This window comes from Nocardia sp. NPDC004718, assembly GCF_053601535.1.
On sequence record NZ_JBSGCA010000053.1, the window covers coordinates 1 to 21299 of the forward strand.

Genomic DNA, 21299 nt, shown 5'->3' on the forward strand with positions numbered 1-21299 from the left:
TGCCGGTCGCGTCGGCCGTTCGGGCGTCGCCGGAACCGCCGCGAGCGGCTTCCGAGCCCCGGCCAGCCGCGAGGAGGCGAGGCAGACCAGCCCGCATAACAGATAGCCCAGCGCCACCTTCGGTGCCGCAGCCCAGGCGACCTGGGCGGCGTGGATCAGGCCGATCCAGCTCAGCGCCGCGGCGGCGGCGCACGCGGTGGCCGCGGCGACGAAGCGCTTGTCCAGGATGAAGGTCACGACCGCGCCGAGCACCAGACCGGCCAGCACGCCGCCCGAGCCCAGCGTCTTCAGCCCGTCGTACACCACGCCCGCTTGGCCGAGCGCGGCGTCGCCGACGTTGTCGGCGGTGGTACCGGCCGCCGTCAGCGCGTTGTCGATCTGGCCGACCGCCCACTCGGCGAGGTTCGGGATCAGCGCCGCGACCACCGCCACAGCGTGCAACTTGGGCACCGCCTGGAATGCCTGGGCGCCGATCAGCAGGCCGATATACAGCAGAATCGGCACGATCGCCGGGATCGGCAGCAGGGTGGCGAGCACCCCGAACAGCCCCAGCAGGCACATCACGCCGATGGTGACGCCGCTGGCCATCGAGTATCCGGTGCGCCCGCCGGCGTCCTTCCAGCCCGGATGGCCGATGTAGACCGCGGGCGGGAACGGCGAGCCGAAGCCTGAGCCGACGACGGCGCCGAGCCCGTCGGCGAGCAACACGCTGCGCAGGTTGTAGTTGTCGCCCGCCGCCGCGGCGCTCTCCACGTTGCTCATCGCCTCGGTGAAGTTGTAGACGCCCAGCGGAATCGCCGTAGCCAGCAGCGGGCTGAGATTGCCGAGGCCGGTGAACAGCAAGTGCAGGTGCAGGGTCGGCAGCCCGATCGCGATGTCGTGCGCGGCCTTGCTGACGTCCGGCACCGACATGAAACCGCCGATCCAGCCGATCGCCGTGCCGGCCAGCAGCGCCACCAGGCCGACCGGTACGTTGCCGGGCAGCCGCACGTCGGTGAAGAAGCCGATCAGGATGATCGCCAGCACGGGCAGCGCGATCCACGCGGCCTCCCACATCTGCGCGGCCGGGCGCATGGAGATGAACGTGATCGAGATGCCCGCCAGGGTGCCGAGCATTGCCGCGCGCGGTGTGATGCGGCGGATGTATGGGCCCACGAAGCCGCCGATCATGACGATAACGCCGATCAGGAACGCCCAGGCCAGGCCCGCCGACCACGCCTTCAGCGGATCGTGGCTGCCCAGATAGATCGGCAGCATGACCACGAACACCACGATGAACATGTGCGGCACGCTGGGTCCGTACGGCAGCGCCGTCACCGTCGTCCGCTGTTCGCGGCGGGCGAGGCGGCGGGCCAGCAGCACGTAGTAGAGGTTGCCGAGCACCAGGGCCACGCCCAGCGCGGGCAGCACGCTGCCCAGCACGTCCCTGCTCGAGATGTTCACCACCGTGATGGACAGCGTGGTGAGGGTGAGCACGTTGACCAGGATGTTGAAGCAGAGCCCGAAGTAGGCGTTGGTGTCGCCGCGCGTCCACCAGGGCAAGCGGAGGGCGGCGGGTTCCTCGGGGGGTGCGGTGTCACTGGGTTGCGTTTCGAGGGACATCGGTTTTCCTGTTCACTAGACCGGGCGTATCGGCGGAAGGGTCGAGCCGGGCGGGGGTGGTCAGCGCGGCGACGACCGCGGCCGAATCGGCGACCCAGCCGAAGATGCCGCCCTGTGCCGCGATCATCTCCAGCCCCACTCGCTGGAATTCGGGGAAATAGGAACCGACGCAGTCGGACACGACCAGGCACTCGTAGCCCCGGTCGTTGGCTTCGCGCACGGTGGTGTGCACGCACACCTCGGTGGTGACCCCGGTGACCAGCAGGGAGCGGATGCCCCCGCGCTGCAATTCGGCGGCGAGGCCGGTGGCGTAGAAGGCGCCCTTGCCCGGCTTGTCGATCACGACCTCGTCTGGCAGCGGTGCCAGCTCGTCGACGATGTCGTGGCCGTACTCGCCGCGGATCAGGATGCGGCCGAACCGCCCCGGGTCGCCGATGCGCTGGGAGGGGTTGCCGCGCAACAGCTTCGACGGGGGGCAGTCGGACAGGTCGGGCCGGTGACCCTCCCGGGTGTGCAGCACCGGCACCCCCGCCGCGCGGGCGGCGGCCAGCAGCGCGCGCAGCGGCTCGATCACCATGCGCAGCAGGCCGACGTCGTTGCCGAGGCTCTCACCGAAGCCGCCGGGCAGCAGGAAGTCACGCTGCATATCGATGATCAGCAGCGCCAGGGTGCCCGGCTCGTATCGGAAGGGTCCCGGCCGCGCCGGAATGGACTGTGTGGTGGTCATTGTCGCTCCTTCGCTGCTCGGGCGGCGGTCACCACCGTGCGGGGTTCGTCGAGGATGCGCGCCGCGGCCGCCAGCACGGTGTCGTCAGCGAGCGCGGGACCGGCCACCATGACCGACAGCGGCCGCCCGTCGCCGGTCACGCCCACCGGCACCGCCACGGCGGTGAGGTCGAGCAGATTCCCGAAATGGGTGTAGTGCCCGAGCACGGTGTTGGTGGCGACAGGATCGGCCAGCACCTGCGCCACGGTGAAGGTGGTGCCGATGGCCGGCAGCACCAGCACGTCGAAGTCGGCCCACATCCGGGCCACCCGCGCGCGCAGCCGTTGTAGCCGCTGCTGCGCCCGGAACACGTCCACCGCGTCGAACCGGTAGCCACCGGTGAGGATTTCGCGCACTGTCGGCAGTATCGAGTCCGGATGACCGGCCAGGAAGTCGCCGAACTCCACCAGCCGCTGCCACCCAGGGGCCCTGATAGAGCAGCTCGCCCGCCGCCAGGAACGGCTCCAGAGTGGTCGCCACGCAGTCGAATCCGAGCCCGGACAGGCGCTCCCGCAACGTCAGGTGCGCATCCCGGAACACCGTGTCGCCGAAGAACTCCAGCTCCGCTGCGGCGGGCAGCCCGGCGCGCAGCCGCCCGCCGCGGTGGCGCGGCCCACGGGGGCGGCTCCAGGGATCGTCCGGGTCCACTGCCGCGATCACGTCGAAGACCCGGTCGAGGTCCTCGATCGAGGTCGCGGTGAGGGTGACGCAGTCCAGCGACTTGCACGCCGGGACCAGCCCGACCGCGCTGATCAACCCGCGCGACGGCTTCCAGCCGACGATGCCGTTGAGCGCGGCCGGGACCCGGCCGGACCCGGCGGTATCGGTGGCCACGCAGAACGGCACCTCGCCCAGGGCCACCGCCCGCGCGGAGCCGGAGCTGGACCCGCCGCAGATGAGGTCGCCGCCGAAGACGCTGCGCGGGATGGTGTATGGGGTGCGGGTGCCGTTCAGCCCGGTGGCGAACTGATCCAGGTTGGTCTTGCCGACGAACAGCGCGCCCGCGTCCAGCAGGCGCTGCACCGCCGGGGCGGTTCCGGTTGCCGTATAGGCGAAGTCGGGGCAGGCCAGGGTGGTGGGCCAGCCCGCGACATCGATGCTGTCCTTCACCCCGAACGGCACGCCGTACAGCGGCAGCGTGCGCGCGCCCGGGCGCCGCTCGATCTCGGCCGCCGCGGCAAGCAGTTGCGCGCGGGGCACCGGGGTGATCCAGGTGCCGTCGTCGCCGTGGGAGGCGATCGCGTCGGCGACCCGCGCCGCGGTGTTCGTCGGTGAGCCGCTATCGCTTTCGTGTGAATGCAGGATCTCGGCGATGCTGGGTCCCGGGCTGTGCATTTGTCGATTGTCGACAGAATGCGTGAAGCCCAGTGTGTTCGCGTGTTTCGGCTGTGTTGCCGGTCAGCGGAATTCGAGATCGAGGTAGGCCAGCTCGCCGTGCCTGCGCATCTCCGCCAGCACGATGTCCCGGTCGTTGGTCTCCAGGGCAGCCAGCAGCGCGGCGTGCCGGCGCACTCCGTCGCGGCGGTGTGTGGCCCTCCCCTCCTCCCGCAGGTTACGAGCCATCGGCAGCTGCAGTTTCAGCAGGATCGGCGCATAGGCCAGATCCAGTTGCCGATGGCCGGCCAGCGCGACGATCGCGGCGTGGAAGCGGCGGTGCGCGTTGTCCCGCTCGAAGTCGTCGCCGCAGCCGTCGGTCGCCCGCATGTCGGCCAGCGCGGCGCGCACCGCGCGCAGCGGATCTCCCGTGGCGGGCAGCGGAAACGCGCTCTCCACCGCGTGCCGCTCCAGGACCCGCCGCAGCTCGAACAGTTGCAGCACGTCCGTGGCCGACCACACCACCACCCGGAAGCCGCGGCGCGGCAGATGCTCGATGAGCCCCTCCTGCACCAGCAGCCGCAGCGCCTCCCGCACTGGCGCCCGGCTGGTGCCCAGCCGGGCGCACAGCGCCTCCTCGCCGATCCGATCCCCCGGCGCGTACGCCCCGCTCAGTACCTCCGACCGCACATGCCGCACCGCCAAATCCACCAGACTCGGCGGCAGCACGGTCTCCTCCGCACGCACCGTCATGCTTCGAGTCTACGAACGGGGCGGTCGGCGGCGCGGCGGCCGCTGCCCGGACCCGACCAGGACAGGAAGGCCCGCCGTGGTCACGGTGACGTCGGCGGAATAATCACCCAGCAGCCGCTGGGCGGTAAGGCGCAGTTCGGTGGTCAGCGTTTCGGTGAGATGGAGTGCTGGGCCATGCAGGCCTACGGTGCGGCGTACACCCTGCAGGAACTGCTGACCATCAAGTCCGACGACGTGGTGGGCCGCGTGAAGGTGTACGAGGCGATCGTCAAGGGTGAGAACATCCCGGAGCCGGGCATTCCGGAGTCGTTCAAGGTGCTACTGAAGGAACTTCAGTCGCTCTGCCTCAACGTCGAGGTGTTGTCCTCCGACGGTGCCGCGATCGAGTTGTGTGAGGGCGAGGACGAGGACCTGGAGCGCGCCGCGGCGAACCTGGGTATCAATCTGTCCCGCAAGGAATCCGCATCCGTAGACGATCTGCCGAGCTGATCGGAGCAGTCGGTACCGGCCGGTGTGCCTGGGCATGGCGCTGTCGCGACAGTCCGTGCCCGGTGCACCCGATACGCGCCGCGGGGACTCGGGCTGCCACCGGCTCAGCGGGGATCGATGGTCCGGTGCTGCCGAGCTGCACCCCGGTACGGGGCGGCACAGACGAGTTCGGCGAAATTCCATGACGAGTCAACGCGCGATCTTGTGGGGGAGGCGGCGAGTTCTTATGATCATCCGACCAGCGTGAGAGGAGTGTCCCATGACACACTATCCAGAGTCCTTCGATGCCCAGCTCGACGGGGCGGGTCCGGCCGAGTCCGTATTGTCGATGAAGAAGATTCGGCAGCTCAGTACCAAGCCTACGACGCGCTACCTCGATTCGGATGTCCGGTTGAAGAAGGACATCGAGACAGCTTGATACAGAAGCCGTCTGGTACGCGGGAGGGATGCGCACCGTCGTGGCTGGAGTCATCCCTCCCGCGTCTCGAACCGCTCACTGACGAGCAAGCTTTCGTCGCTGTGCAAGGAATCCGCGCGATCAGCTGGAAGTGGCGATTTTGGTCGGCGGTGCGCAGGCCGTATCTGCTCTCGGGCCTTGGCCGGCGGCACTACGGGGTCGCCGCGCAAGATGTGGACGACCAGCTGAGCGTCACCATTCCCGACATCGTCATCTGCAGCCGTGGAAACCGTTGCCCTCGGCACGGCGGCGCGGGCGGCGAATGCACCGGACGACTCAAGGTGAAATACGACCTGGTCGTACTGGTCGTGATGGCCGCGGCCCGGCACCTCAACACTACGACAACGGGCGACCGGGTGGACGCGCTGAGTAACGTACCTCGAGCCCCGTCACCCGCAGTTGAGAAATACTGCTATCACACGATCGCCGCGATCCACCGGGCCACAGCGCTGAGCGGGTGACGTGTGACTGTCGAGAGTTCGTCACGCACCGTCCTGGTGTGCATGCCGTGGCACGAGCTGACCCGCCCCTCGCTCGCACTCGGCCTGTTGAGGGCGAGTTGCCTGGCGCACGGCGTGGCCGAACCCGCCGCTTACCACGCCAATATCCACTGGGCCGAAGTGCTGCTGGCCGCCGGGTTGACCGTGCGGGACTATCTCCGGGTCTCTGATGCCGGGTTTGTGCACGCTCTCGGCGAATGGGTCTTCGCCGGTGCGTTGAACGGCCATGACTTCGGGATCGAGCGGATGGCGGACTACGCCCGGCGGCACCGGATCGATCTCGATCCGATCTCCCGAATGCGGGACCTCGCGGACGATTTCGTCTCCTCGGTTACCGAAGCGGTGCTGGCCATGGAACCACAAATCGTCGGGTTCACCTCCACCTTCAGTCAGAGCGTGCCGAGCCTGGCTGTGGCGAAGCGGATCAAGCAGCGTGCACCGGAAGTTCGTACCCTCTTCGGCGGCTACAATTGCGACGGAATCATGGGAGTCACCCTGCACCGGGAATTCGAATTCGTCGACCTGGTACTGCGCGGCGAATCCGACGAGACCTTTCCAAAACTGCTCGGCGCACTCTGTTCGGACTCTGGCGAACTAGGCTCGATTGCCGGACTGTGCTGGCGGGACGCCGACGGCAAGCAGCAGGTGAACGATCAGAGGAGTTCCCCCGTCGGTCCCGCCGGTATGCACGTCCCATTGTTCGACGATTGGTTTCGGACCTACGAGAACAGTGTGATCAGTGAGGTCACCGAGCCGGAGTTGGTGCTGGAAAGTTCGCGTGGCTGCTGGTGGGGCGAGAAGCATCATTGCACCTTCTGCGGACTGAACGGGTCGACCATGATGTACCGGGCGAAAGAACCGTCCCGTTTCGTCGCCGAACTCGACCACCTGGTGCGCAAGCACCGCACCTTGGACATCACCGTGGTCGACAATATTCTCGATGTCTCCTACCTGCGTACCGTGCTCCCAGAGATTGCCGCGACGGACGTCGATCTGCGACTGCACTACGAGATCAAGGCGAATATCACCGCGGAACAGGCGGCCACTCTGCGGGCGGCGAAGGTGTGGAGTGTGCAGCCGGGAATCGAATCCCTTGTCGATGACGTGTTGCGGAGAATGGACAAAGGCATAGGCGGAGTGCGGAATGTGCGCGCCTTACGGGACTTGGAAACCGAGGGCATTACCGTCGGGTGGAACTGGCTGTACGGATTTCCCGGCGAACGCGAGGACGACTATCGCAGGATAGTCGAGCAGATTCCCGCGCTGGTGCACCTTCAGCCGCCCGGCGGAACGGGACGGATCTTCCTCGAACGGTTCTCGCCGAATTTCGACGATCCGGCCCTCGGCTTCACCGAACGGGCTCCGGCCGAGCGATATCAGGCGGTGTACAACCTCGATCAGCGGGTGCTCGCCGACCTCGTCTACGAATTCGACACTCCAGATCAGGGGATCACCGAAGAGCAGGTTGCCCCGCTGAACGCCGCGATCGCTCTGTGGCAAGAGCGCTACCCGCGGAGTTCTCTGCTTCGTAAAGATATCGACGACGTGCTGATCATCAGGGATCGCCGGTTCGGTTGGGCAGCGCAGGACTACGTGTTCGCCGATCCGAGGGAGCGGGAAGCCTGGGCCGAACTCGAGCATGGCCGCACCGTCCCGGCGTTGCACCGCAATCTCGCCTCTGCTGGGTTCGCCTGGGGCGAGGCGGAACTGCAGGAATGGCTCGCCACACAACTGGCCAACGGACTGGTGTTCACCGAGGGCGGACGTTGGCTTGCATTGGCGACGACGCCGGGTGGGATCGAACGCTCGATCGTACGGCGGGAACAACCGGAGCCGGTACTGGTGCGCATCGAGGCGCCGACATGACCCAACCACTGGTTCGATGGCCGGAAACCGCTCTCGCCGACCTCACGAACCCGGCCGCGACGGTCGCCGCCGCGGCGGGGCTCGGGCAGGTCCTCGTTATCGCCGAACCGGTGCGATTCGGTGGTGGGGCGGAGGATTTCGCAGTGCTGCGAGTGCTGGGTACGGCGATGGAGGCCGGTGTACGGGTCGACTGGTCACTCGCCTCGGCGGGTCCGTACGGACTGGACGACGTTGTGCATCTGCCACCCCCCGCGCGAGCGGATGGCCGTACCACTGAAGAGGCGCTGGCGCGCTGGCGGGAACGCCACCAGGTCGGCCTGTGTTGTTACCGGTACGGTCCCGATTTCGTGGCCATCAGGGATCTTCGCCGAGCCGAGGCGAGCTTTCGCGCCACCCTCGACGAGCCGCACACCAGCCGCTTCCGGGCTCTGGCCGCGGCAACCCGTATCGATGAATTGACCCGCGACGAATTGAGGCTGTTGACCGATTTGCGGGACAACGGCCTGGCCATCATCAAGGGTGCGCATTTCCTGTTGTCGCCGTATCGAGTCCGTACCTTCCCCATTCCGTGTACCGCCTTCTGAATCAACGACACGTCAAGTCCTGCGAGGAAGCGCATTTCCCTGCTGTCAAGACCCGAGGATCGGGCCGGGCAGCTTTGCGTGCGAAATCGGTTCACCCCTGCCGACCGTTCGAGGGTCGACCGCGCCTGCCGCGCGCTGACGCTCACCTCGCAAGGTGCCCCGGCTCGCCGACAGCAAGTCCTCCCTCGAGGGGGTGCTCGGTGCCGAACCCGATTTCGTCTCCGCGTCTTTCGGCGGGTCGGCGAGCGATTTCATGGCCGTGGAGCGCCACGGTCGCTCGCTCGACCTGGGGCACCGCATCCAAAAGCGGCCGAATTGTGTGCTACCGCCTCGCCGACGAAACGATTCACCGACCCGTGCGCTGGATCGGCGCCACCACGCCTCCGAGCCGAGTCCACTCTGAGGCTGTGGTTTCCCGCGGGACGGTAATCGCGGCCCTCGGGGAACTCGAGTGTCGGAGTGGACGACAATCTGCACGTGGAGTGCGAAGTTTGCCGGACGGCACTGTCGGCTCGGATCGACGGTGAGCCCGAAGCCGTCCCCTCGGCGCGGGTGGATGAGCACCTGGAGCAGTGTCGAGAGTGCTGTTCCTGGTACCTCACGGCCGTGGAGGTTTCGAAACTCGTGCGCGGGAGCCGGTCGCACGCACCCGACCTCACCGACGCGATCTTCGCCGCAGCCGAACTGCAACGGCCGAGGCGATCGGTCTCCTCGACATTGCGTGCCATCGTGCCGAGCGCGCGGGCCGAGCTGGTGAGACTGCTGCTCGGCGCGCTCGGTGTCGTGCAGGTCGGCCTCGCACTGGCCCAAATCGCAGGCCTCGACTTCGGGATGAGCCACCACGGTGCTGAAATGACTCGCCACCTGCTCAACGAGAGCACCGCGTGGAACCTGGCCATCGGGGTCGGACTGCTCGCCTGCGCGATACGTCCATCGGCGGCCGCGGGAATGCTGCCCGTGCTCGCCGCAGTCGTCGCCGTACTCAGCGCCTTCGTTGTCGCCGATCTGCGTTCCGGCGTGGTGCCACTGCCGCGCGTCGCGTCGCACGGCGTATTGGTCGTCGCGCTCGCACTGGTCACCATCGTCCACCGCACGCAACGACCTGAAACCTCTCCTCCGGTCGGCGACCGCGCACCCGCCGAATTCGTCCTGCCCGCAGGCGCCCGATTGGGCAGACGCGCAGATCATCTCCGCTCGACCCAAGATCCCGCCGCATAGTAAGAGGGACTCATATGACCATTGAGCTCGACTCGACAACCCACGCGCCCACCCGGATCTCGCTCGCGGTCACCGGAATGAGCTGCGCCGCATGCGCGAGCCGAGTGGAGCGCAGGCTGAACAAAGTCGACGGCGTCACCGCATCGGTGAATTACGCGACCGGGGTCGCCACGATCGATGCCGTCGACCATGTCACCGCCGAAGACCTCTGCGCAGAAGTCGACGCCGCGGGATATGGCGCGTCACCCATCACCGACCACGCCGAGGCGATCAGCGCCGCCCCCGAGGACGCCGAGGTCAAGGATCTCCTGCGCCGCCTCGTAGTCGCCCTGATGGCGTTCTTCCCCTTGGCCGACCTGTCGGTCATGTTCGCGACTCTGCCGTCCACCAGGATTCCCGGCTGGCAGTTCATCCTCACGGCGCTGGCGCTGCCGGTGGTGCTGTGGTCGGCCGCGCCGTTCCACCGCCGCGCGTTCACGGGCGCGAAAGTCCGCGCTGCGAGCATGGACACCCTGGTCTCGGTCGGCGTACTCACCGCCACGCTGTGGTCGCTGGACACGATGTATCTGCACCCATCCAGGATGGGAACCGCGCCGGAGGGCGTGTGGGCCGCGATCTGGGCCAGCGACGCCATCTATCTCGAAGTCGCGGCGGGCGTCACCGCGTTCGTACTCGCGGGGCGATACTTCGAGGCGAAGGCGAAGGCCTCGGCGGGCAGCGCATTGCGGGCGCTGGCCGCACTCGGCGCCCGCGAGGTCACTGTGCTGACCCATGACGACCGCGAGATGCGCATTCCGATAGGCGAACTCGTGGAAGGGCAACGATTCGTGGTACGCCCAGGCGAGACGATCGCCACTGATGGACTTGTGGTGTCGGGCGAATCCAGCATCGACGCCTCGGCCATGACCGGTGAATCGCTTCCGGTCGACATCACGCCGGGTATGGCGGTGATCGGCGGCACCACCGCGCTGACCGGGCGGCTGATCGTCGAGGCCGCCGCGGTCGGTGCCGACACCAAACTCTCGGGCATGATCCGGCTCGTCGAGCAGGCCCAGACCGGCAAGGCGCGCATGCAGCGCGTAGCTGACCATGTGTCATCGGTCTTCGTGCCATGCGTATTCCTGCTCGCAGGCGTGACCTTCGGCGTGTGGTGGATGACCGGGAGCGGAGGCGAGCGTGCGGCCGCGGCGGCGCTGGCGGTGTTGGTGGTCGCCTGTCCGTGCGCGCTGGGTTTGGCCATACCCACGGCTCTGTTGGTGGCATCCGGCCGCGGTGCGCAGCTGGGCATCTTCATCAAGGGTCATCAAGCGCTGGAAGCGACTCGCGACGTCGATACCGTGGTGCTCGACAAAACCGGCACCCTCACCCACGGGGTGATGAGCGTCGTCGCCGTAACCGTCGGGGGCACGCGCACCGACGGCGAGGTGCTGCGTTTGGCCGGGGCCGTGGAATCGGCCTCCGAACATGCGGTCGCGGCCGCGATCACCCGGCATGCACGACAAATGCACGACACCCTGCCTACGGTCGAATCGTTCGAGGCACTACCGGGACTGGGTGCACGCGGCACCGTCGAAGGTGCGCAAGTGCACGTGGGAAGGCTCCGGCTCTTTCACCAACAGCGCATCGACGTGCCCCAGGCCTTACTGCGGGAGCTCCGCCGTCAGGAACGAGTCGGCCGCACCGTTGTGCTGGTCGGGGTGGACCGGGTCGCCGTCGCGCTCGTCGCGGTGGCCGACACCGTGAAAGACAGCGCGGCTCCTGCTGTCGCCCGACTGCATCGACTCGGTCTGCGCGTGTTCATGTTCACCGGCGACAACGCGTATGCCGCGCAGTCTGTCGCCGACGAGATCGGCATCGACGAGGTGGTGGCCGAGCTATTGCCCGAAGGCAAGGTCGAGCTGATCGCGCAGATGCAGGAGCGCGGACATCGAGTCGCCATGATCGGCGACGGCATCAATGACGGCGCGGCGCTGGCCACCGCGGACCTCGGCATGGCGATCGGCGCGGGGACCGATGTCGCGATCGCCGCCGCCGATGTCATCCTGGTGCGCGAAGACCTCGCCGCGGCCACTGACGCGATCGAGTTGGCGCACGCGACTTTGCGCACCATCAAAGGGAACTTGGTGTGGGCCTTCGGCTACAACATCGTCGCCATCCCGGTGGCCGCGCTGGGTTTGCTGAACCCCCTGATCGCGGGCGCGGCGATGGCTTTTTCGTCGTTCTTCGTCGTCTCCAACAGCCTGCGCCTGCGCCGAGCACGTCTAGGCGACTGACCGGTGCCGGGGCGCGCGTCTACGCCGTGAAAACGCTTCGGTGAATATCACCGACGGCTGCGGGCCAGCTGCTCCAGCATCGCGTTGTAAGCGGCGAGGTCGGAATCGCCGTACTCGTCGTCCTTGCGGTCGGTGCGCATCGCGGTGCGCCGATCCTGGGCCGCCCACTGCGTCAGCAACGCGCCCACCACCAGCAGAATCGGGACCTCACCGGACACCCAGGCAATGCCGCCCCCGACGTGCTGATCCGCCAGCAGATCGATCGCCCACGGCAACCGGAGACTGCCGTAGAACCGCTGACCCACAACGGAATTCATCGACATGATGGCTATGCCGAAGAACGCGTGGAACGGCATTACCGCGAACAGCATCCCCAGCCGTCCCAGATGAGGCAGCCTGCGCGGACCCGGATCGATGCCGATGATTCCCCAGTAGAACAGGTACCCGACGATCAGAAAGTGGACGTTCATCAGGACGTGGCCCCAGTGGTAGCGGATCAGGTTCTCGAACAGCGTCGTGAAATACAGCCCGTACAACGACACGACGAACAACGCGATCGCCGTGCCGGGGTAAGCCAGGACTGCGGTCGGCTTGGCATGCAACAGTGCCAGCACCCACTCGCGTGGCCCGTGCACCGCGCCCCGCGTCGCCGACGGCAGAGCCCGCAGCAACAGCGTCACCGGCGCGCCGAGCACAAGAAGCACCGGGACGAACATGTTCAAAGCCATATGCGTGATCATGTGCATGCTGAACATCGCGAGACCGTAGGTACCGATGCCCGAGGACGTGGCGATCAGTAGCGCTAGACAACCACCCATCCATGACAGAGTGCGCCATCGCGACCAGCGGTCCCCACGACGACGCAGACGCCATACGCCGAGGACATACGCCACAACCGCGAGCAACGCTGCCGTCCCGAGCACGAAATCGAAACGCCACGACGTCAGCAGCCGCCACAAGGTGGGCCGATCCGTCACTTCGAAACCGAGAAACACCTCCTGCGCGGTGAACGACCGGTCGGCGAACGCGGGCGCCGGTTGCACCGCCATTGCCGCCAGCACACTCAGCACGACTACGGAAAGCGCTGCGCTCCAGGCAAATACGAACGCGATCCCATCACCCGGCACCCGAGTGCGGTAGGAGCGCCACAGCGTCCACCCCGCCGCGACGAGCCCCAATCCCGCGAACAGTGCCAACCTGCCGTATCCGGTCGTGAGCACACACGACCACGGCAACAGCACGAGTACGAGCACCAGCCCACTGACCGCCGCGGTCACCGTGCACAGCATTCCGATGATCACGGCGCGCCGAACTGCGACCGCCGTGTCCGAACCACCGCGCCGCAACTGCTCGGCGACACACCAGAACAACCCCGGCCCCACCGACACGGCGACCTGGAAGAGGATCATCGCGCCCGTGCCGTAATCGTGGTTCGGCCCTTCACCCGCGTTGCCGACCAACGCGGGCGGCAGCACGCCCACAGCCGCCACCAACGTCAGCAAGACGACCCCGATCCAGGACAACGTCAACCGTGCACCGACACTCACCGCAGCGGCCAGCACCGCGACGACAACCCATGCCTTGGGTTTCTCGCTCGCATCCAGTAACGCCCCGAGCGCGCCCGCGCGCACCAGACCCGACAGACTCGACCCACCGATATCCGCTGCTGTGACCGGAATCAATACCAGCGCCGAGACGAACCAGACCAGACCGGCACGCTCGGCCAGCCGCAAGCCCGCGTAGCCGTCGACCAGAATCCGCCCCTGTGCGGAGACCCGCGTACAGCACACCGCGTAGACCAGAGAACCGAGCGCCACCGCGCCCGCGAGCGCGGCCACCGTCCGCAACAGCGCGTAGCCCAACGCGGACGCAAGCCCGGGATACGTCGTGCCGGCCGCGCGGTAGGGAACCTCACCCATCGCCAGCACGGCGCCGGTGACGAGCGTCAGCGACACCACCACCGCGACGATCCGAATGCAACGGACATCTTTGCGATTCACGCCCACCGTTGGATCCACCCGACCTCCGACCAGAAAGCACTGCCCTCCATAGGAAACAGCTCGCGCATAGTGGTCGGATCGCACGGACGGGAAGTTCCCGACATCAGCGAACCGGACGCCGCCGCGCCGACGCGGTAGTACCGGTCGTCCCCCGTCCGCCAGCTGGCGGAACCGAACCCGCACGCCGCGCGACTACCTGACCTCAGGGCCGCTGGTGAGCGGCGTGGCATGGCTGGGAGGACGGCAGTGCAGACACACCCCGTGGTAGGACGGGACCGGCTGACGACAGCCTCGGTGACCGGCGTACTCACAGCGGCGATGGCCTTCTCCATGCTGCAGTTGTTCGTCCTCGGGGCGCTGGGCCCGCGTCTCGTTGCGGATCTCGGGATGTCCACCACCGCATTGGGATTGACGACGACTATGGGCTTCGGGACAGCTGCGATGCTGTCGCCGCTGGCCGGTAGCGCGGTGGATCTGCTCGGTCCACGACGATGCCTGATCGCGCTGCTGCTGACCGTCACAGTGGCCCTCGGCGTCATCGCCGCCGCACCGGCCTACGCCGTCCTCCTCGCTGCGGTGGCCCTGGGCGGCGTGCCGCAGGCGCTGGCCAACCCCGCGACGAACAAAGCGATCCTGACGGCGATCCCGCCGGCCGATCGCGCAGGGGTGACCGGCGCCAAACAATCCGGTGTCCAACTCGGCGCCGTCGCCGCCGGACTACCCCTCACCGCGCTGGCCGCTGCGGCGGGCTGGCGTACTGCGGTGTGGACGGCAGCGGGTGTCGCGCTGCTGGTCGCGCTGTGGGTGTGGCGTACCCTGCCTGCCGACTCGTCGCGACAGCACCACGGCAGATCCAGTTCGAGCGTCGGTGGCAACCCCCAACCACGCGGGACCGACGGCATCGTGTACTGGCTGGCGGCGTACTCCCTGTTTCTGGGGGCCGCCATGGCATCGATCAACACCTACTTGGCGCTGTTCGGCGAACGACGGCTCGGCCTCGGCGCCGCGGCAGCGGGGACCCTCGTGGCCGTGCTCGGCGTAGCGGGCATCGCAGGCCGCATCGGCTGGGCACGTGTGGCAGGTAACCCGCGCACGGCCGTCTTACTGCCCGCCGGATTGGCGTTCGGATCCGGCGTCGCGGCGCTGCTGCTGGCCGCCTCCGCACTGATGACCGGGGTGGTGTGGGTCGCGGTGATTGCCGTCGGCATCTTCGGCATGGCGGGCAACGCGGTGTCCATGGTGCTGGTGATCCAGCGCTCTGTCCCTGGACGAGCCGGACGCAACTCGGCGTTGGTCTCGGCGGGGTTCTTCGCCGGGTTCGCGGTAGGTCCACCACTTTTCGGCACCGTGGTGCCCTCGATCGGATACAGCAACAGCTGGCTGATCGTTGCGGCGGAATTCGCTGTCGCGGCGGTAGTCGCCGCGTTGTGGGCAGTGCGCGATCGAGCGATCCGCGTCGAGGAGCAGGCGTGAGGACTATGCACGACACGCGCCGCTGTGAATTCACGAAACTGGATTTGCTGCAGCAGTTTTCATTACGTACAGCTCAACAGCTGCATACGACGGAATGGTGCGGGGGCGCAACATGGTGACGGATTGGGCGCGCGCGGCATTTGATGCCCTCATGAACCGCGTATCGAGCACACATGCCGCTGTGGGCACACGGTTTCCGCTCTATGCCGACAGTACCTCCGGCGAATGGACAACCACCTCCCGCGGATCCTGGACCGGCGGCTTCTGGGCGGGCCTGCTGTGGCTGCGTGCACTGGGTAGCGATCGGCGCGAGCATCGCAACGTCGCCGCAGAGACGACACAGTTCCTGGCCGACTGGGTGACATCGGACACCTCTACCCGCGGATTGATTCTCTGGTACGGAACAGCCCTGGCAGCCGGGCGCGGTGACGACGCCCGCGCCTCAGCGCTTCGCGAGTGTGCCGCACGCCAGTGCCGTTCCGACTTCGATCACGATCTTGGTGTCCTGCCATGGGGTTCAGCGTTCGGTGGCCCACGCCTCCTCGCTCGAGTGGACGGAATTCCCGGCCTCGTACCACTGCTGGCCACAGACAAAGACCCACGCAGCCCGAGTATCGCCCACGAACACCTCTCAACACACCTGCACCTCTGGCGGACAACACCGATCGGCACCCCGGCATGGGCCTGGTCGGATGGCACATGGCTTCCCTCACCGCAACCGCAGCGAGGATGGAGCCGAGGCAGGGCCTGGCTCCTGCTCGCCCTGGCCGACGCCTGCCGGCACTTGTCTCCGGAATTCCTCGTCGATGCCCGCACACTCCTCGATGCCGACCAACCACTGGTACCCACCGCCGAAAACCATCCTGACGCGCCACCAGACACCTCGGCCGCCGCGATCGAGGCGGTAGCACTGCTGAAACTTGCGGCAGCACAGACGCTTACAGCACAGTCCGCAGCGATGCGGCTGAGAGCCACGGAGATCACGCGACGGCTTGCCACGGACTTCCTGAGCGGTCCCGGCTCCCAGCACCCCGGGGGCAGGCTGGGTGGCGGATGCTACGACTTCGGCCGCGGGCTTGCCACCAACCACGAGCTGATCTGGGGCAATTTCTTCTTCGCCGCGGCTCTGGCCATGCAGACCGGGTTGATCGCTCCTTTCGACACCTGATACGGCCTCAGCGCAGCACCGACCTGGCCACGGAGGTGATGTGCAGTTCGTCCGGACCATCCAGCAAGCGCGCCATCCGCCCCATTCGCAGCAGTCCCGGCAGCGCGGTATCCGGTCCCAGCCCGGCAGCCCCGTACACCTGGATGGCCGAGTCAGCCACTTGTTGCAGCGTCCGCGCCGCAGCCACCTTCGCCAAACCGGATTCCACGCGAGCGTCATGACCTGCGTCGAGGAGCGCGGCCGCCTTGTGCACGAGCGGCCGGGTGCTCCGGATGGCCAGCAGGGACTCGAAAACATGCTGCTGCACCAGCTGGCGTTCGGCCAGCGTTCCCGATGACTGGCCGCGCGTGCGAGCTCGCTCGCACATCAGGTCATGGGCCCGCTGCGCCTGGCCGAGCCAGCGCAGGCAGCGCAACGTCCGGCCGAGCTGCAACCGCTGCCGCGCGATCGGCAACGCACGTCCCCGCTCGCCGATGAGATGGTCTTTCGGCAGCCGCACCTCGTCCAGGGCGATCTCCCACTGCCCACCCACGCCGAGGACCGGCAGCTCACGCACGAGCCGCAAGCCCGGAGCGTCCGTCGGCACCAGCAGCAACGACAACCCAACCCGGTCCGGCGCCCGACCGTCGGTGCGAGCCAGCACAGTGATCACATCGGCGTCCTGGGCGCCGCTGACGAACCATTTGCGACCGGACAGGACCCACGAACCGTCCGGAGCCTCCGTCGCTCGGGTGGCCGTCAACGTCGGATCGGTGCCCGGTGTGTCGGGTTCGGTCATCGCGTACGCCGCATGCAGCTCTCCGGAAACCAGTCGCTTCAGGTAGGTCTCCCGAACGCGGTCACCGGCATGACGCTGCAACATCCGCACATCCAACAGCGAGGCCGAGCCGAGCACCGCAGGCCCATGGTCACTGGCGCCTTCGGCCTCGGCCAAGCACACGTACTCGGCGAACGAAAGTCCCCGACCACCAAGTTCCCTCGGCAGCGGCAACGCCCACAGCCCTTCCGCCCGCGCGGCGTCGGCCAACTGCGAACGGGCTGCCGCAGCAGCTGGGCCACCTGTGTCCAGCAGGATCTCTTGTGGCATCACTCGTGCTGCCACGAAGGCTTCCACACGTTCACGCAGCGACGTGCCGTCGACCCCGGCGGCGGACATACGGGTGTCGGATGCGTACGGGTCCATGGCTTCTCCTCGTTTGGCGGGAACTCGACGTCCCCGCCCTGCGACTGCTGTTGTCCGCGGGAGTGGTCGGCGGCGATCGCCACCGAGTTCCCGCGGCGGTCACTCTGTTCGAGAAGGAGAGCCATGACACTCGGCGCAACGCGGACCTCCGACACCCCCCTGACGGCGAAACCACTGCAGGGGGTGCAGGTCGAGACCGGTGGACCGCCGGGTCCGGTCTCGATCGCGGCGCAGCACCTGCGGTTGCTGGGCGCCGAACCTTCCACGGGCGACCATGACACGCTGGCTCTCACCGACCTCGACGGTGCGAGAGTCGAAACCCGCCTGTCCTGGGGCGGGCCGGACAGCGAGGTGTGCGATGAGGCGACCGCGCAGGCCGCCGCAGGACTGATGCTCGTGCACGGACGTCGCGACGGCTCACCCCGTGGACTGGCCGTGGACTACGTCTCGACCGCTTCCGGTGTGCTCGCCGTCCAAGGCCTGTTGGCCGCGCTCATCGGCCGCGCGAGGGGCACCTCGGTCACCTCGGCGGAAGTCTCGCTCGACCGCGTGGCGCTGCTGACCGTCTCGCAGTACCTCGCGGCAGCGTGCGCCGAGGACGACGAAGCCAGCGCACTGGCGCCCGGCGGGCCACCGTTCACCACTGCCGACGGCGTTCGATTCGAACTCGAAGCACTGGACGTCGCGGTGTGGGCCGAATTCTGGCAGGCCATGCGAGCGCCGATGCAGGCGGTACGAAAAGGCTGGCGGCCCTTTCAGTTCCGCTACGCCACCGCCTGCGCCCCGATCCCCGACGAGCTGCATCACACCGCGCTGGGAGCCACGTGGGCACAGGTACAGGCAGCCGCGGCCGAATCCGGGGCCGATGTCTGCCGATTGCACACCCTCGCCGAACGCTCGGCGGAACTGCACGACGGCGGAGAATCGACGCTGCCCTGGGAACTGGCCGCCTATCCGAAGCTCTCCGCGACGGTACCGGCGCGCGGCCGATGTTGCGACGAGCGCCCTCTGGCGGGCTTCACCGTGCTCGAGGCAGGGCGTCGAGTCCAAGCCCCACTCGCCGCGCATCTGCTGGGGCTGCTCGGCGCGACCGTCGTGCGAATCGAACCGCCAGGCGGTGACCCGCTGCGTGGCATGCCACCGACCTGCTCGGACATCTCCGCACGCTGGCTGGCCCTCAACCGGGGCAAGGACTCCGTCGAAATCGATATCAAGTCCCCCTCCGACCGACAGCGGTTGCTCGAACTGGCAGCCGACGCCGACGTCTTCCTACACAATTGGGCTCCCGGCAAAGCCGAGCAACTCGGACTCGACGCCGACACGCTATCGGCCGCCAATCCGAGCCTGATCTACGCCTACACCAGCGGCTGGGCAGGACGGCTCCCCGGCGCCCCCATGGGCACCGACTTCATGGTGCAAGCCCGCACCGCCGTCGGAGAGGCGGCCCGCCCAGCCGACGAACCACCGACACCGTCACTGATGACCCTGCTGGACGTGCTCGGCGGCATGCTGGGCACCGAAGCGATTCTCGCCGGACTGCTCACCCGCGAACGCACCGGCCGCGGCGTGCGCGTGGAATCCTCCCTCCTGGCCGCCGCGCAATTGCTGACCGCGCCGGCTCTGCGCCGGGCGCACGACGGTCTTTCCCTCCGTCACCCCGCCGGATTCCGTCGCCCGTTGCCGACCGCTGACGGGCTCCTCGCACCCGCTGACGAGCACGCCGCCGCGGCAGCCGACACCGCGGCACAGGTGCGTGCGCTGTCCACCGACGCCGCCTGCGCGATGCTTCGCGGCCGATGCATCGGTACCACCCCAGTGACCACCGATCTCACGACCCTGCCCACCGATTCCCGCTTCGCGGGCGCCCTGACACGCGACGAACACGGCGCCGTCGCCGTGTCGTCGCCTTGGAGGTTCCGATGAGCGTCGCACTACACGATCTGGTCCCCCGCAAGCTACGCAGAACCTGGGCGGCCGACGGCAGCTACCCCGACCTCGACCTGTATTCGCTGTTCCGGGCACGCCGCTGCCAGCATCCGCACCGAACCGCACTGGTCGACAACGAAGGCGAGGTGAGCTACGCGGAATTGGACGCCCTGGCGCGGCAGCTGGCCACCGGTCTGGCCGCCCGAGGCGTACAAGCCGGCGATGTCGTCGGCACCCAGCTGCCGAATTGCCGCGCCGCTGTCATCGCAGACCTCGCTTTGGCCGCACTCGGCGCGGTAGCCCTGCCGTTCCCCGCCGGTCGCGGCATGCGCGAGGCCGAGTCGTTGCTGCGGAGATCGGAAGCCGTCGGTGTCCTGGCCGCCGCCCAGTTCCGTGGACACCACCACGCCGCAGATCTCGCGCAGTTGCTCGGCCAATTGCCGACATTGCGTTTCGTCGTCGCCGTCGGTACCGACTTCGCACCGAAAGGCTGTGTGCCTTTTGCCGAGCTGTTCCCTGGCGACTATGACGATTTCGTACCGGCTCGCCCCGATCCGGACGCGGCCGCTCGCATCCTGGTGTCCTCCGGGTCGGAGTCGGAACCGAAAATGGTCGCCTACTCCCACAACGCGCTGGCAGGCGGCCGCGGCAACTTCATGGCATCGCTGTTGACCGACGACCGACCGCCCCGCAGCCTGTTTCTCGTACCGCTCGCCACGGCATTCGGCAGCAACGGCACGGCTGTGACGCTGGCCCGCCACAGCGGCGCGCTGATTCTGCTGGATCACTTCTCGCCGGTGGAAGCGTTGGCGTCGATCCAACGGCATCGTCCCACGCACGTGCTCGGCGTCCCCACCATGATCCGGATGATGCTCGACAACGGCGCAGCCGAGACCGACACCTCCGCACTGACGGCACTGGTGCTCGGTGGTTCGCAACTCGACGCCACCACCGCCCGGGAGGCGCAACAAGCATTCGGATGCACGGTGGTGAACCTCTACGGGTCGGCCGACGGCGTCAACTGTCACACGGACATCGACGAAATCGATTCCGACGACGGGAGTTCGGGAGTGCTGGTCGGCCGACCCGACCCGCGGGTGGCGCAGATCCGCATCGACCTGGTCGGCACCGGCCGGATTGCGGCACCGGGCGAAACCGGAGAAATAGTCGCCCGGGGCCCGATGACGCCACTGTGCTACGTCGCGGACCCGCAATTGGACTCGCGTTATCGCACGAGCGACGGCTGGGTACGCACCGGTGACCTCGGCGTCCTGGACCCCGCAGGCCGCCTGCACGTGGTCGGGCGGCTCAAGGAGATCGTCATCCGCGGTGGCGCGAACATCAGCCCCGCCGAGGTCGAACGCATGCTGGCCACGCATCCCGATGTCCGCGATGTCGCGTGCATCGGCGTCCCCCACGACGTGCTCGGTGAGCGACTCGCGGCCTGCGTCGTGCCACGGCCGGGCAGCGTGCTCGACTTGGAAGGGCTGTGCGCTCATCTGGCGGCAAACGGCATGGAGCGCGGCAAACACCCCGAATCGCTCCTGCTGCTCGATGCCCTGCCGTTGACCCCGGCGGGCAAACCCGACCGCGCGGCTCTGCAAACAAGGTTCACCGCCGTCCACCACTGAAATAACCGCGGGGGAGCCCGGTCCACCGCAGCCCCCCCCCACACCCCCCCGGGCACGTACCCCAGCGGGCCGACGTGAAAGCGGTTGTCGATCGGA

15 protein-coding genes and 2 pseudogenes are annotated in these 21299 nt (G+C 67.8%); 11 read left to right on the forward strand and 6 right to left on the reverse strand.

Translation table 11 applies throughout. The features are described 5' to 3' along the window. The 4 genes and pseudogenes from ACWEH3_RS29595 to ACWEH3_RS29610 all read right to left on the reverse strand — a co-directional run. Positions 1-1602, reverse strand: a 1602-nt coding sequence (locus ACWEH3_RS29595) for a regulator (protein WP_452358422.1), incomplete at its 3' end; no start/stop codon positions are given. Next, on the reverse strand, positions 1577-2329 hold the full coding sequence (locus ACWEH3_RS29600) for a cysteine hydrolase family protein (protein ID WP_450022754.1): 753 nt from the start codon (positions 2327-2329) through the stop codon (positions 1577-1579). The genes ACWEH3_RS29600 and ACWEH3_RS29595, both read right to left, overlap by 26 nt. Further along, positions 2326-3703: pseudogene (locus ACWEH3_RS29605) on the reverse strand (allophanate hydrolase). Before ACWEH3_RS29605 ends, ACWEH3_RS29600 begins: the two are co-directional and overlap by 4 nt. Positions 3704-3766: 63 nt before the next feature. Then, complete coding sequence (locus ACWEH3_RS29610) at positions 3767-4435, reverse strand: GntR family transcriptional regulator (RefSeq protein ID WP_452358423.1); 669 nt, start codon at positions 4433-4435, stop codon at positions 3767-3769. Positions 4436-4534: 99 nt separating this feature from the next. Here ACWEH3_RS29610 and ACWEH3_RS29615 point away from each other — a divergent pair. From ACWEH3_RS29615 to ACWEH3_RS29645, 7 genes and pseudogenes are all read left to right on the forward strand, one after another. Further along, positions 4535-4924: pseudogene (locus tag ACWEH3_RS29615) on the forward strand (DNA-directed RNA polymerase subunit beta); the annotation flags it as partial. 259 nt (positions 4925-5183) lie between these two features. Further along, positions 5184-5342: a hypothetical protein gene (locus tag ACWEH3_RS29620; protein WP_450022758.1), complete on the forward strand. Its 159-nt coding sequence runs from the start codon at positions 5184-5186 to the stop codon at positions 5340-5342. A 101-nt stretch (positions 5343-5443) separates the two neighbouring features. Further along, entirely contained in the window at positions 5444-5842 is a 399-nt protein-coding gene (locus tag ACWEH3_RS29625) for a hypothetical protein (protein ID WP_450022760.1), read from the forward strand. Positions 5843-5845: 3 nt separating this feature from the next. After that, entirely contained in the window at positions 5846-7747 is a 1902-nt protein-coding gene (locus ACWEH3_RS29630; RefSeq protein ID WP_450022762.1) for a RiPP maturation radical SAM C-methyltransferase, read from the forward strand. Further along, positions 7744-8331, forward strand: coding sequence for a DUF5825 family protein (locus ACWEH3_RS29635; protein ID WP_450022764.1), 588 nt, complete (start codon positions 7744-7746; stop codon positions 8329-8331). Before ACWEH3_RS29630 ends, ACWEH3_RS29635 begins: the two co-directional genes overlap by 4 nt. A 459-nt stretch (positions 8332-8790) precedes the next feature. Further along, complete coding sequence (locus ACWEH3_RS29640) at positions 8791-9549, forward strand: zf-HC2 domain-containing protein (protein WP_450022766.1); 759 nt, start codon at positions 8791-8793, stop codon at positions 9547-9549. Between the two features lie 14 nt (positions 9550-9563). Beyond that, complete coding sequence (locus tag ACWEH3_RS29645) at positions 9564-11822, forward strand: heavy metal translocating P-type ATPase (RefSeq protein WP_450022768.1); 2259 nt, start codon at positions 9564-9566, stop codon at positions 11820-11822. Between the two features lie 47 nt (positions 11823-11869). On the opposite strand, the gene ACWEH3_RS29650 is transcribed toward ACWEH3_RS29645, so the two are convergent. Next, positions 11870-13822: a cytochrome c oxidase assembly protein gene (locus tag ACWEH3_RS29650; RefSeq protein WP_450022770.1), complete on the reverse strand. Its 1953-nt coding sequence runs from the start codon at positions 13820-13822 to the stop codon at positions 11870-11872. Between the two features lie 261 nt (positions 13823-14083). Between ACWEH3_RS29650 and ACWEH3_RS29655 the strand changes: the two genes are divergently transcribed. After that, the gene (locus tag ACWEH3_RS29655; protein WP_450022772.1) at positions 14084-15295 is read left to right on the forward strand and encodes an MFS transporter; all 1212 of its coding nucleotides are present in this window, start codon (positions 14084-14086) and stop codon (positions 15293-15295) included. A 112-nt stretch (positions 15296-15407) separates the two neighbouring features. Next, on the forward strand, positions 15408-16463 hold the full coding sequence (locus tag ACWEH3_RS29660) for a hypothetical protein (protein ID WP_450022774.1): 1056 nt from the start codon (positions 15408-15410) through the stop codon (positions 16461-16463). Between the two features lie 7 nt (positions 16464-16470). On the opposite strand, the gene ACWEH3_RS29665 is transcribed toward ACWEH3_RS29660, so the two are convergent. After that, on the reverse strand, positions 16471-17646 hold the full coding sequence (locus ACWEH3_RS29665; RefSeq protein WP_450022776.1) for an acyl-CoA dehydrogenase family protein: 1176 nt from the start codon (positions 17644-17646) through the stop codon (positions 16471-16473). A 123-nt stretch (positions 17647-17769) separates the two neighbouring features. Here ACWEH3_RS29665 and ACWEH3_RS29670 point away from each other — a divergent pair, with 123 nt between their 5' ends. Both ACWEH3_RS29670 and ACWEH3_RS29675 read left to right on the forward strand, forming a co-directional pair. Further along, positions 17770-19569, forward strand: a complete 1800-nt coding sequence (locus ACWEH3_RS29670) for a CoA transferase (RefSeq protein ID WP_450022778.1) — start codon at positions 17770-17772, stop codon at positions 19567-19569. Beyond that, the gene (locus ACWEH3_RS29675) at positions 19566-21203 is read left to right on the forward strand and encodes a class I adenylate-forming enzyme family protein (RefSeq protein ID WP_450022780.1); all 1638 of its coding nucleotides are present in this window, start codon (positions 19566-19568) and stop codon (positions 21201-21203) included. Before ACWEH3_RS29670 ends, ACWEH3_RS29675 begins: the two co-directional genes overlap by 4 nt. The last annotated feature ends 96 nt before the right edge of the window (positions 21204-21299 follow it).

What these genes read in the sequence shown, in the direction of transcription:
- ACWEH3_RS29675 (WP_450022780.1), top strand. Translation starts at nt 19,566, where the DNA reads ATGAGCGTCGCACTACACGATCTGGTCCCCCGCAAGCTACGCAGAACC.
- ACWEH3_RS29645 (WP_450022768.1), top strand. Translation starts at nt 9,564, where the DNA reads ATGACCATTGAGCTCGACTCGACAACCCACGCGCCCACCCGGATCTCG.
- ACWEH3_RS29635 (WP_450022764.1), top strand. Translation starts at nt 7,744, where the DNA reads ATGACCCAACCACTGGTTCGATGGCCGGAAACCGCTCTCGCCGACCTC.
- ACWEH3_RS29610 (WP_452358423.1), bottom strand. Translation starts at nt 4,435, where the DNA reads ATGACGGTGCGTGCGGAGGAGACCGTGCTGCCGCCGAGTCTGGTGGAT.
- ACWEH3_RS29620 (WP_450022758.1), top strand. Translation starts at nt 5,184, where the DNA reads ATGACACACTATCCAGAGTCCTTCGATGCCCAGCTCGACGGGGCGGGT.
- ACWEH3_RS29665 (WP_450022776.1), bottom strand. Translation starts at nt 17,646, where the DNA reads ATGGACCCGTACGCATCCGACACCCGTATGTCCGCCGCCGGGGTCGAC.
- ACWEH3_RS29670 (WP_450022778.1), top strand. Translation starts at nt 17,770, where the DNA reads ATGACACTCGGCGCAACGCGGACCTCCGACACCCCCCTGACGGCGAAA.
- ACWEH3_RS29600 (WP_450022754.1), bottom strand. Translation starts at nt 2,329, where the DNA reads ATGACCACCACACAGTCCATTCCGGCGCGGCCGGGACCCTTCCGATAC.
- ACWEH3_RS29660 (WP_450022774.1), top strand. Translation starts at nt 15,408, where the DNA reads ATGGTGACGGATTGGGCGCGCGCGGCATTTGATGCCCTCATGAACCGC.